This is a genomic window from Gilliamella sp. Occ4-3, assembly GCF_001690675.1.
In the GTDB taxonomy this organism is placed as follows: Bacteria; Pseudomonadota; Gammaproteobacteria; order Enterobacterales; family Orbaceae; genus Gilliamella; species Gilliamella bombi.
Window position 1 is genome coordinate 25,820 of sequence record NZ_LZHR01000043.1, and the last position, 13,523, is coordinate 39,342.

Annotated in this window: 10 protein-coding genes; 8 read left to right on the forward strand and 2 right to left on the reverse strand. The window is 33.9% G+C overall.

Translation table 11 applies throughout. From position 1 onward, the window contains the following. Positions 1–469 precede the first annotated feature (469 nt). From A9G44_RS04890 to A9G44_RS04925, 8 genes are all read left to right on the forward strand, one after another. Complete coding sequence (locus tag A9G44_RS04890) at positions 470–1,831, forward strand: sodium-dependent transporter (protein WP_202961520.1); 1,362 nt, start codon at positions 470–472, stop codon at positions 1,829–1,831. 310 nt (positions 1,832–2,141) lie between these two features. Then, positions 2,142–4,016, forward strand: a complete 1,875-nt coding sequence (gene htpG, locus A9G44_RS04895) for a molecular chaperone HtpG (protein WP_065609467.1) — start codon at positions 2,142–2,144, stop codon at positions 4,014–4,016. A gap of 172 nt (positions 4,017–4,188) precedes the next feature. Next, the gene (gene licT / locus A9G44_RS04900) at positions 4,189–5,031 is read left to right on the forward strand and encodes a BglG family transcription antiterminator LicT (protein ID WP_065609469.1); all 843 of its coding nucleotides are present in this window, start codon (positions 4,189–4,191) and stop codon (positions 5,029–5,031) included. A gap of 188 nt (positions 5,032–5,219) precedes the next feature. Then, complete coding sequence (locus tag A9G44_RS04905; RefSeq protein WP_065609471.1) at positions 5,220–7,100, forward strand: beta-glucoside-specific PTS transporter subunit IIABC; 1,881 nt, start codon at positions 5,220–5,222, stop codon at positions 7,098–7,100. Positions 7,101–7,103: 3 nt separating this feature from the next. After that, complete coding sequence (locus A9G44_RS04910) at positions 7,104–8,498, forward strand: glycoside hydrolase family 1 protein (RefSeq protein ID WP_065609473.1); 1,395 nt, start codon at positions 7,104–7,106, stop codon at positions 8,496–8,498. 270 nt (positions 8,499–8,768) lie between these two features. Further along, positions 8,769–10,097, forward strand: a complete 1,329-nt coding sequence (locus tag A9G44_RS04915; protein ID WP_065609475.1) for an OprD family outer membrane porin — start codon at positions 8,769–8,771, stop codon at positions 10,095–10,097. A 13-nt stretch (positions 10,098–10,110) separates the two neighbouring features. Beyond that, positions 10,111–10,875: a histidine phosphatase family protein gene (locus A9G44_RS04920; RefSeq protein WP_065609484.1), complete on the forward strand. Its 765-nt coding sequence runs from the start codon at positions 10,111–10,113 to the stop codon at positions 10,873–10,875. Between the two features lie 142 nt (positions 10,876–11,017). Then, entirely contained in the window at positions 11,018–11,557 is a 540-nt protein-coding gene (locus tag A9G44_RS04925; RefSeq protein ID WP_065609477.1) for a methylated-DNA--[protein]-cysteine S-methyltransferase, read from the forward strand. A gap of 203 nt (positions 11,558–11,760) precedes the next feature. Here the strand turns inward: A9G44_RS04925 and A9G44_RS04930 are convergent, their stop codons facing one another. Then, the gene (locus A9G44_RS04930) at positions 11,761–12,435 is read right to left on the reverse strand and encodes a hypothetical protein (RefSeq protein WP_065609479.1); all 675 of its coding nucleotides are present in this window, start codon (positions 12,433–12,435) and stop codon (positions 11,761–11,763) included. A 225-nt stretch (positions 12,436–12,660) separates the two neighbouring features. After that, a complete protein-coding gene (locus A9G44_RS04935; RefSeq protein WP_065609482.1) occupies positions 12,661–13,323 on the reverse strand; it encodes a hypothetical protein in 663 nt (220 codons plus the stop codon). Positions 13,324–13,523: the final 200 nt, after the last annotated feature.

The following is a 13,523-nucleotide window of genomic DNA, read 5'->3' on the forward strand; positions in this document are numbered from 1 at the left end:
CAATAAATCGGCCTAATTAAACTTGTTTATCAAAAAAATAACATATTAAACACTGCGTTTACTTTATAATTTATCCTACAAAAAGATTATTACGTCAATTAATAAGACAGTGAGAAGGTATCGTTCTTAAATGAATTTATTTAGTTCAAAACATATCATAATTTTTAACAAATATAATTGATTTTGCCTTTAATTGGCGATGTTGTAATTTTTTATTGTAGATTTCTTCTTTTTGAGTGTTTTAAAAATGTTTAATATGACATATTGATTAGTATAATCGTTATTAAAAATAAATATGATACATATCCTATCGATACTCGCTAAAAATTTATACGGATATAACCAATAACTTGCATAATATCTTGTTTATAGAAGTATTTCATGGCATGATTAAAATTTCATTTATAAAATGACACACTTTTTTCACAACGCTAAATTAAACTAATTAAGATTAAAGGAAACAATATTAATGAGTACGGGTACTATGAAAAAAAGTCACTCACAGTGGAGTTCGCGCATGGGATTTATGCTGGCCGCGGCTGGTTCTGCTGTTGGGTTAGGTAATATTTGGAAATTCCCTTATATGGCTGGTGAAATGGGTGGCTCTGCGTTTGTGCTTACCTATTTACTATTTATGTTTGTTATTGGCTTGCCAATTTTAGTTTTAGAATGGTTAATTGGGCGTCGAGGGCAAAAAAATCCAATTCATACTATGGAAGATGTCGCTGTTTCAGAAGGCCGTTCTAAATCATGGCGCTGGGTTGGTATCATTGGTGTAGTAGGTTCTTTTTTAATCCTATCATTTTATAGTGTTATCGGGGGGTGGGCGACTGATTACATTGTTTTAGCAGCCCAAGGTTCTTTCGAAGGTGCTAATGGCGAAGCTACTGGTCAACTTTTTACCCACTTCCTTGGCAATGTTAACAGTCTACTAACTTGGCACACCGTATTTATGTTTGCTACAGCATTTATTGTTGCTCTTGGTGTTGGTGCTGGTTTAGAACGCGGTTGTAAATTGATGATGCCTGGGCTCGGAGTGTTATTACTTGTTTTAGTTGGTTATGCTGCTTATGTTAGCGGTCCATCTTTTTATGATGCTTTTAAATTTTTATTCACTCCTAATTGGTCTGCAATTAACGGTACAGCAGTATTGGCAGCATTGGGACATGCATTTTTTAGTCTATCTTTAGGTATGGGTATTATGATGGCATATGGTTCTTATCTGGGTTCAGATGTGAACTTACTATCAACTGCACGTACTGTAGTTATTTTAGATGTAATTGTGGCGATGCTATCTGGTATGGCGATTTTCCCACTGGTATTTGCTAACGGTTTACAACCTGGTGAAGGTCCAGGACTTATTTTTGTCACCTTACCGATTGCTTTTGGTAATATGGCTGGCGGCACTGTTTTAGGTGTTTTATTCTTTATTTTTCTTACTTTTGCTGCATTAACTTCTTCTATTTCATTACTTGAACCAACAGTTGAATTGTTAGAAGAAAAAACACCATTGGGTAGAAAATCAGCAACAATTTTAAGTAGTTTAGTTATTTGGGCATTAGGTATCGCATGTATTTTATCATTTAATGAATGGGCTGAAGTGAAACTATTTGGTAAAAATATATTTGATTTGCTTGATTACTTAACTAGTAAAATAATGTTACCTGTTACAGGTTTAGGCACTGTGATATTTGGTGCTTGGATGATGAACCAAAAACGTATCCGTGAAGAATTAAATTTAAATAATTTCTGGTTTAACATTTGGACTGTTTTATCACGATTCGTTATTCCAGTTGCTGTTATTTTAATTCTTGTTTATGGATTTATGTAGCTTTTATTAATTTAAAACAACTTTTAATTAAAAAGCCTTGACCTCTTTAAGGCTTTTTTTGTTCTCTTTTTGCATTTTTAACAAAAAATAACCAAACAATGAATAAATGTCTTACCCCCCTATTGAAATCTTTTTTTTTACTCCCATATAGCAATACATCAATAAATCAAACCATTATGTTAATTTTATTCAGTTAATCTAACAGGCAATGCGCTATTAAATGAGCAAAATGATAAAAGTTAGTTAATAACAAATCATTTTCGTCATTAGAATTAATTGAATTGACTAAATATAATAGAGGAACTAGTCAATGAGTAAGCAAGGCACTGAAACTCGTGGATTTCAATCCGAAGTTAAACAAATTCTACATTTAATGATTCACTCTTTATACTCAAATAAAGAGATTTTTTTAAGAGAACTTATTTCAAACGCATCCGATGCAGCCGACAAACTTCGATTTAAAGCGTTAGAAAATCCAGATCTATATGCTGGCGATGGTGAACTTGGTGTGCGTATTTCGACCAATAAAGAAGCAGGCACTTTGACTATTGCCGATAATGGTATTGGTATGACTCGTGATGAAGTGATTGAAAACTTAGGTACTATTGCTAAATCAGGTACCAAAGCATTTTTAGAGTCTATTGGTAGCGATCAAGCCAAAGATAGCCAACTTATTGGTCAGTTTGGTGTAGGTTTTTATTCTGCTTTTATCGTTGCCGATAAAGTCACAGTTAGAACGCGCGCAGCCGTCGCAAAAGCCGACGAAGCAGTTATGTGGGAGTCAACAGGTGAAGGTGAATATACTATATCAGATGATAATAAAGAAACTCGTGGTACAGAAATTACTTTACACTTAAAAGAAGATGAAAAAGAGTTTTTAGACGATTGGCGTTTACGCTCTATTATCAGTAAATATTCTGATCACATTTCACTGCCTGTTGAAGTACAAACTACTGATGAAAAAAGCAAAGAAGTCAAATGGGAAAAGGTTAACAAAGCACAAGCTCTATGGACTCGTAGTAAATCAGAAGTGACTGACGAGGAATATAAAGAGTTTTATAAACATTTATCACACGACTTTGCCGATCCATTAAGTTGGAGTCATAACCGTGTTGAAGGTAAACAAGAATATACTAGCTTACTTTATATTCCAGCAAAAGCGCCTTGGGATATGTGGAATCGTGATAATAAACACGGCTTAAAACTGTATGTACAACGTGTATTTATTATGGATGATGCTGAACAATTTATGCCTAACTATTTACGTTTTGTAAAAGGCTTAATTGATTCAAATGATTTGCCATTAAATGTATCGCGCGAAATTTTGCAAGATAACAAAATTACCCAAAACTTACGTAATGCATGTACTAAGCGTGTGTTACAAATGCTTGAAAAACTTGCTAAAGACGATAAAGAACAGTATCAACAGTTCTGGAGTGAGTTTGGTTTAGTATTAAAAGAAGGTACTGGTGAAGACTTTGCCAACCGTGAAGCAATTGCAAAATTACTTCGTTTTGCGTCAACTCATAGCGATAGCGATGCGCAAACAATATCACTAGAAGATTACATTAGCCGAATGCAAGAAGGTCAAGAAAAGATCTACTATATTACCGCTGATAGCTATGGTGCGGCAAAAAATAGTCCTCATCTTGAGCTATTCCGTAAAAAAGGTATTGAAGTATTGTTATTGTCCGATCGTATTGATGAATGGATGATGAGTAACTTAACTGAATTTGATGGCAAACAGTTCCAATCTATCAGTAAATCAGACGAATCAATCGAAAAATTAGCTGATCAAGATAGTGAACAGCAAAAGCAAGTTGAAAAAGAACTTGAGCCATTTATTGAACGAGTTAAAACTGCATTAGGCGATAAAGTGAAAGAAGTAAAATTAACGCATCGCTTAACTGATACACCTGCGATTGTTACCACTGCTGCCGACGAAATGAGCACACAAATGGCTAAATTGTTTGCAGCAGCAGGTCAAAAAGCACCAGAAATCAAATACACGTTTGAAATCAACCCAGATCATAAGCTGGTTAAACGTATTGCTGATACGCAAGATGAAAGCGCATTTAACGATTGGGTAGAACTACTATTAGATCAGGCTTTACTTGCTGAAAAAGGTTCACTTAGCGATCCAAGTAAATTTATTCAAACAATGAATAAATTATTAGCACAATAATAAAATAATAGACTAATCAGCCTCGATACATTAACCCTATCGGGGCTTTTTTATAGTAAAAGAAAAACAATATTTTTTAAAATATGATATTTATCACATTTCTTTATATTTTTGCTTCCGATTTTTCTATGACTATTCATAATAAATAGACATATATAATTAATCATACCCAATGAAAGTTTATAAAATATTAAACAACAATGTTATTGTTACACTTGATGCTAAAGGTAATGAATTAATTGTTACTGGTCGTGGAATTGGATTTAAAAAACGTGAAGGTGACTTAATTGATACAAGTCTCATAGAGAAGCAGTTTTCACTCAATAATAAAGAAACATACCCTAAATTTGAAGAATTGCTTTCAAAGATTCCTTTTGAAGTGTTAACCACATCTGAAATTATTATTAATCATGCAAAACAATGCATAGATGGCAAATTACAAGACAGCATTTATATTTCGCTGACCGACCATATCCATTTTGCTATTGAGCGCCATAAACAAGGTTTTGATATTCCTAATGGATTTCTATGGGAAATCAAAAAGTTTTACCCTAAAGAGTTTCAAATCGGTTTGTATGCCTTATCAATAATAAAAGAACGATTATCAATTGAATTACCAGAAGACGAAGCTGGTTTTATTACTTTTCATATTATCAATGCGCAATTAAATGACACAATGCCCAATATTGTTAATATGACTAAAATCATGCACGAAATTCTTAATATAGTGAAATATCACTTTAACTTTGAATATGACGAAAATTGCCTATCTTATCAACGTTTTGTTACTCATTTAAAATTTTTTGCTCACCGTATTTTAAGCCACAGCAAGCAAACACAACAAGATAATTCTTTGTATGAATTAGTACGACAAAAATACGAACTAGCCTATCTTTGTACTAAACAGATAGATTTACATTTAATACAACAATATCAACATCCACTTTCTGATGACGATAGTCTCTATTTAACTATTCATATTGAACGATTACGAACTGAACTGAAAAATCAATAATGTGATATAACTCACATTTTAATCATTATATTTAAACAAACTATATCCATTATTCTTAAATCATGCTAATTTTATTAAATCATTTTTGGATTGTTATTGCATAGAAAAGCAGTTAGCTATGCAAGCAAAACCTAAATTCCTTAAATTAAAGGGATTTAGGTTTTTTTTTGCATTGAAAAGGATAAGGTATGAAAAACAAACAGCTTGCCGAATCAATTATTCAACATGTTGGGGGTAAGGACAATGTTATCAGCTTAGTGCATTGTGCTACTCGTTTAAGATTTGTATTGAAAGATGATAACAAAGCCGATGCAGAAACATTAAAAAAACTGGTCGGGGTTATTACTGTTGTACAAAGTGGAGGACAATTTCAGGTTGTTATTGGTAATAATGTTGCTGATGTATATAGTGACATTATGCAACTGACAAATCTTAATGAAAATAACGAACCAGCCTCGCAATCAGGCAAAAAATCGGGGATTTTCTCTAAATTGATTGATCTTGTTTCGGGAATTTTTATTCCAGCACTTGCTATACTTGTTGCTGGTGGGATTTTAAAAGGTTTAATCTCGTTGTTACAAGTAATCAATGTCATTATCCCTGAAACACCTACTTATAATTTCCTATTTGCCATTGCTGATGCACCTTTTTATTACCTACCTATTATTTTAGGATTTTCTGCTGTTAAAAAATTTGGCGGTAATCCCTATGTAGGCATGGCAATTGGTGGTGCATTAGTTCACCCTAATATTGTCGGTATGATGGGAGGCGCATTAGAATTACAAACCGAATTCTTTTCAATCCCAATTAGTCTAATCCCTTATGCATCATCGGTATTTCCAATTATTTTAGCGAGTTGGGTATATTCTATATTTGAACGTGCTTTTAATAAAATATTGCATGATTCATTTAAAAAATTTATCTCGCCATTACTCAGCATATTAATTACCGTACCGTTAACTTTTGCGGTTATTGGTCCAGTTGTGTCAATGTTAAGTGACCTTATTGCCTCTGGAATTATCTTCATCTATCAATTAAACCCTGTAATTGCTTCAATGATTTTAGCCGCTAGCTGGCAAATCATGGTGATATTTGGGGTTCATTGGGGATTAGTACCATTTTCAATGAATAACTTGGCTCTTTATCATGAAGACTTTATGTTACCTATTTTATTACCGGCTGTTTTTGCACAAACAGGGGCTGCATTGGCGGTAATGTTACGTTCTAAAGATAAACAATTTAAAGCATTAGCAAGTTCATCTGTATTATCAGGGATTTTTGGTGTAACAGAACCCGCAATCTATGGTGTGAATTTACCATTAAAAAAACCATTTATTATTGGTTGTTTGTCTGCCGCAATCGGTGGGGCTATTGTTGGTTACCATCACACTGTCACTTATTCATTTGGTATGGTTAGTATATTTTCATTTTTACAATTAATTCCAATTGAAGGGGTCGATTCAAGATTTTATGCGGTTGTTATTGCTACAATTATTTCCTTTGCAATTGCAACAATCGTTACTTATTTCTTTGGTATACCTAAAGATAAATCTCAAACGGATGAAATTGATAATTCATCTTCTAACAATATGGAAACTGAACATAAAATCACGATCTACAGCCCAATGACAGGCAAAGTCAATCCATTAAGTGAGGTAAAAGATCCTACATTTGCCAGTGAATTAATGGGTAAAGGTATTGCAATCATTCCAACTGTTGGTCAAGCTGTCGCCCCTGATGATGGTGAAGTTGTGTCATTATTTCGAACTAAACACGCAATTGGCTTTCAAACAGAATCTGGAGCTGAAATATTAATTCATATCGGTATTGATACCGTTAAATTGGATGGTCAACATTTTGAAGCTCATGTAGAAACTGGTAGCAAAGTAAAAAAAGGTGATTTGTTAGTCAGTTTTGATATAGAGGCAATTAAACAAGCTGGTTTTGAAGTTACCACACCAATTATCATTACTAATAGTGATAGTTATCAAGATATACAACGTATCTTTGAACAAGATAATATTAAAAGCGGAGAGGCTTTATTAGCGTTATCCCAAAATAAGGAGTAAAACATGTCAACAAAATTTCCTAATGATTTTCTTTGGGGCGGTGCCATTGCCGCTAACCAAGTTGAAGGGGCTTACCGTGAAGATGGTAAAGGTTTATCTACATCAGATTGTACGCCAAATGGTTTATTTGGTGACATCATCAATCGCAATGAAACTGATATTGCTAGTATAAAAGACAAAGCTATCGATTTTTATCATCGCTATCCTGAAGATATTGCTCTATTTGCTGAAATGGGTTTCACTTGTTTACGAACATCAATTGCTTGGACACGCATATTTCCTAATGGCGATGAAGAACAACCAAATGAAGCTGGCTTAGCCTTTTATGACAAATTATTTGATGAAATGGCAAAACACAACATAAAGCCACTAGTCACTTTATCACACTATGAAATGCCCTATTATCTTGTTACTCAATATGGTGGATGGGAAAATCGTAAAGTCATTGAATTTTTCACTCATTACGCTAAAACTGTTTTTGAACGCTATAAAAATAAGGTTAAATATTGGCTTACCTTCAATGAAATCAACATGTCATTACATGAACCTTTTACTGGTGTTGGTTTAGACAGAAACAGCACCAAGCAGCAAATCTACCAAGCAATCCATCATCAATTAGTTGCTAGCGGTCGAGCGGTTAAACTCTGTCATCAAATCATTCCAGATGCAAAAATTGGTAACATGTTATTAGGTGCTGTGGCTTATCCTCTTACACCAAAACCTGAAGATGTTTGGGAAACTCATCAAGAAAATCATGGTTGGTTATTTTTTGGAGATGTTCAGGTGCGTGGCTATTACCCAACCTATATGAATCGCTTCTTTAAAGAAAATCATATTAAGCTTGATATTACTGAACAAGATAAACAAGATCTTAAAGAAACAGTCGATTTTGTTTCATTTAGTTATTACATGAGTTGCTGTGCAACAGATGATGAGTCACAAAAAACCAAAGGTAATATTTTAGATATGGTGCCTAACCCTTATCTTAAGGCATCCGAATGGGGGTGGCAGATCGATCCAATTGGAATTCGTTATCTTCTTAATTTACTTTATGAGCGTTATCAAAAACCGTTATTTATTGTCGAAAATGGCTTAGGTGCCAAAGATAAATTAGAAGCAAACAATACAATCAATGATGATTATCGGATTAATTATATGAATGATCATTTAGTACAAATCCGAGAAGCCATCAACGATGGTGTTGAAGTCATGGGATACACCAGTTGGGGACCAATAGATCTTATCAGTGCATCTAAAGCCGAAGTTACTAAACGCTATGGATTTATTTATGTAGATCTAAATCAAGATGGTACAGGCACATTAAATCGTTATAAAAAGAAAAGCTTCTACTGGTATCAATCTGTGATTTCCTCAAAAGGTGAAAATTTGAAAGCATAAGATAATCTGGGAGGATTGACGCTACTCATCCCCCCTATTATTTTTTTATAAACATGTGACAAGGTAAATAGCTAATCGAATGGAGATATAAATTATTTAAATTAATCATATTACTATAAAAAACACATATACATAAAAATAAAACAAAACTTTAAATTATTGGATTGTTACTGCTTTTTGGCAGGCAAAACCTAAATATTAATTAGAGAATTATTCTCTGATTTAGTATTTAGGTTTTTTTAATATAAAAAACAATTAGGAAAAGGAACAATGAAAATAAAATATTTCACAATAATGCTATTAGGGATATCAGGTTATTCTATGCTAGCAAATGCGACAACCCAAAACTCAATCCTCGATGATACATTTTTTAAAGACACCAAATTTGTATTTTCTACTCGAAACTATTGGAAATATTTAAAAGAAAATGCATCCCAACCTAAAGAGGTACACAGCGCTTGGGGGCAAGCATTTAGCTTTGATTATAAATCAGGTTATTTATTTGACATGATCGGTTTTGATGTCACCTATGATAACATAATAAGATTAGGCGCCAGTGATTACTTTGCGACCCGTAATCTACTTTATAACGATGGTAAAGGCTATAACAAACATAACGCTCACGGATTTAATAAATTTACCCAACGTTATGCCAAAATAAAATTAGGTAATGATGCTATTAACTTTAATGGGAAAGCTGGTTGGCATAGCATGAAGGATTTAGGTATCATAAGTTCAACCCAACATCTTACCCGCAATAGTTATCTTGGTTATAGCGGAATTCTAAAATATGATAACGTTTATTTTTCATTGGCTTATATTGATAGCACCCTACCCCGCGAATCCGCTAAAAAATTACGTTTTTTAACGGCCGATCGTAAAAAAATTATTAATAATATTTCAACAGCTGAAATCGCTTATAAAAATAAAGATCTTACTTTAGATTATTCTTATGGTGTTGCTAAAGATTATTTAAGACGCCATGTAATTGAATTGTCTTATAAACCAATACAAAAATTAATCTTAGGTGGACAATTCTACGGAAGTTATGCTCTTGACAATTATGATGCCATGAAACAAAACAAAAAGGAGTTTGAAGATCACGCATGGCACTATGCAACCGATGTCGAATGGAAAGAAGAAGACTGGAGTATTAAAGTCGGTTTAGCTTATACAGATGCTAACAAACATAACGCTATCGGATATTATAATCGACATTTGGGTAAAAATACTCGTGCTCGTTTTAACGGTCTTGCCGCTGCTGGCGCAGATTATTTGCGTGATGGTGAACTGGTACTAACAACAGTAATGAGTTATGATTTTGTTAAAGATAATAGTACAGGCTTATATATGAATTATGGCCAATTTAACTACAAACATAATACATTAAAAAATGGCGAAATTAACGTTTTTGATATATGGAAACCAACTAGTGGCGCTTTTAGAAATTTTTCTATTTTATCGAAGGTTGGATATGGTTGGTCTTATAAAACAGTCAGTGCTTCGGATCTAACACCAAAACTTAGACACGGAAAATACCAACGTTCACCTTCACTTTCGGCGGAAACGGTAATTGATTACCGATTTAATTTATTATAAAGAGGACAAAACAATGAAAAAATTTATTATATTAATTAGTTCATTAATTATTTCAATAACGACCTTATCGCAAGCTTTTGCGGATGATGTATATATCTATGTCACTCGCCATGGTAAAACTATGTTTAATAACGTACACCGTGCCCAAGGATGGTCTGATACACCGCTAACAAAGCCAGGTGTCGAGGTTGCAGAACAATTAGGACGAGGGTTGAGAGATGTCAAATTTATTTCAGTTTATTCAAGTGATTTAGGTAGAGCACGACAAACTGCTCGCATTGTTTTAGAAACTAAAGGCGATAAAATTCAAATTAATGAAATGGAAGGCTTGCGTGAACAGTGTTTTGGCGATTATGAAGGAGATTTTGATCCGAACATGTGGACACCAGCTGCACAGCATTTAGGGTATGCATCAGATAAAGAGCTAATGGCGGATATGGCTCAAGGCAAGGTTACCCTAAAAGCAATGATGGATGCAATCGCCGCAGTTGAGAAATCAGGCGAAGCCGAAGACTACAATAAAGTAAAAAATCGTATGCAAGCATCATTAAAAGCCATTGCTGAATCAGCCAAAGCACAAGGTGGTGGCAACGTGCTTGTGGTATCTCACGGTTTAGCAATTATGGCTATGGTTCAAGAGTGGCAAGATAAACCAATTACAGCTGGATTAGGTAACGCAAGTGTTACTAAAATTCGTTACACCGACGATGGTAAATTTATTGTTGAAAGCCTTGGAGATATGAGCTACGTCGAAAAAGGCAAGAATCAAGCAAAATAACTTCAAAATATATGGCTCACCAATGAGCCATATTCCACATTTACTATTAGCTCATAATATTAATCGATAAATTTGTAGTATTTATCGTCATAAACAAGCATAATTTAATAGTGTATTTATTAAATGTTACTAAAAGATCAATATGTTTTATTTATGCAATTATTCATCTCCAGTGGGACTAATAACCCTAGCCAGTCAACAAAATAAGCTCGTTGGGGCTTGGATTGAAGGTGAAAAATATTTTGGTCACACACTCAATACACGAACAGAAGAAAAATCTAATTTACCCATTTTTAACTCAACAAAAAAATGGTTTGATGATTATTTTTCAGGAAAAAGACCGAATCCATACCAATTAGAGCTTGCGCCAAATGGCACACCTTTTCGAAACTTAGTATGGGAAATTTTATGCAAAATTCCATATGGCCAGGTCATTACTTACGGCGATATCGCAAAACAGATCGCCATTAAAACAAACAAAGCAAGCATGTCTAGCCAAGCCGTAGGCGGGGCTGTTGGTCATAATCCCATATCAATCATTATTCCTTGCCACCGAGTTATCGGCGCAAACGGTAATTTAACTGGTTATGCTGGTGGAATAGATAAAAAAATAAAGTTATTAGAAATAGAAGATGTTTATATCAAAGATTTTTTCATTCCAACTAAAGGAACTGCACTTTAAATTGTAGTTACATTGTTTTTCATTCTAAATTTTTAACTGATGGAATAACGATAAAGCACTACTCCACCAGTTAAAAATTGAGTTAATAAATAATATATTCTATCAACTAAAAAATGTTTTAATTTTAGTATTATAAATACGGTTTTATTACACAAATAAAGCAATACTCTCAACTTTATAAAGAAAAAAGTTACACAATAAAATTACCCCTTACATGCAACATAGTTATTCCAAGAGTCATTTCCCGTGCCTATATGCCCAGAATCAGAATATACATGATATTGTTTAGAAGAAGATTCTCGATCTCGTGTCCAATAAACACCGCCACGCCACTGAGAATCAGGATAAGATCTTTGATTGATAAATCCCCACTCACTAAATAATGAACCATCAATTGCTCGTGTAAAAATCCCTCCCCAGAAAATAGCAGGATCGATCTCTATAGTAGTAGTGGGAGCATTTGTTAACTCATTAACGCTTAGAAACTTATTAATACCACCACATCGTTGCCATCCACTTGCTCTATCTCCTTTAAAATCGCCTTGAGGTTTTGCCCAAACTGAAATTGGTGTAAAACTATACTCATGCATAACAGATGCATCTCTTTTTAACACAGCCCTTATAGTGACAGTTCCTGATGGTTTACTTATTAATTTAACCATACCATTCTTATCAACAACACCCCCATCACCAGGGTTGTTAATTAATTGATAATCGTAATCCGCTTGTGCACCAGTCATCACTAACTGAAATTTAGCCCCAGGAAAGCCTGTTGTAGGAAATGTTTTTGACGATACGACTGGTTTAATTCTAAAACCATAATTTGGTACATAATCTTGAGTATAACCTCCACCACCTTTTGATCGTGTTCGCTCCAATACATTTGATAATTCAAATCTGGATTATCACCAGGCTTACCCCCATTGATATTCAGGATAAATAATTATGCTATTTGGTTTGACATAACATAACTACGATTTTGGTGCTATTTGATAAGTTTTAGCTAGGGTAATCTGCTCGCCTTTATCAGGAATTCCGTATGCTGAATGGGCACTAACATTGGTTTTAATGATGAGTTTTAATGGCATTGAAAAACCACTGCCTCAACCTATAATTTTTTTCTTATCATCACCTATTATTCTTACGCCATTATTGTCATACCACCAATAATTAGTCGATTCAACTTTAAACGGCTCCTGTGGATCGGCACTATCACCATCTATATCGCTGTAATTTTCAACTTTATCTAAGTTTGTTGAAGTATAAATCGCCACTTTAAAATCGTTAAGCGTTAAATTACTATCAAATTCTTTCACTTCACTAGATTTTATAGTGCTACTCGCCTCACTGTAAAAAACACCGTTGACAGTAAAACCATGTTTATCTGCACTCGACAACACCACCACTTGCGGTGCATTCCCTGTAATAACCTGACTCGAAGTTGCTGTTAGTATTGCATTAGCTGAACCAACATGTATCCATTGTGATAATAAGATTAAACCCATTATTTGAGCAAGTTTCGGTTTTGAGTGAGCTGTGAGTGTCGTTATTTTGACAACAAAGTGAGAGTGAGATTTACAATGGAAGTGTTTAAAACAGAAAGATAACAGTAAAAATAAAACGTTTTGCCGTAATATTAAAGGTGAAATAAAACGATTAACAAAATGCCCGATGCCCGATGCCCGATGCCCGATGCCCGATGCCCGATGCCCGATGCCCGATGCCCGATGCCCGATGCCCGATGCCCGATGCCCGATTAAGTCCATATTTTATCATAATTTTATTATTCCTCATACTTGTTTTCTTAAATTTATTGTTATAAAATAAACAGTTAATGTTATTTTTAGTAATTTTATCATAAAGTAGTATATAACTATGCTACTCTATTTTAGAATAAAAATTTCATTTTTCACCTACTTTTTTGTAAAGTTTTGTTAAGCTATTTTTTATTTTTATCATTTCTTTA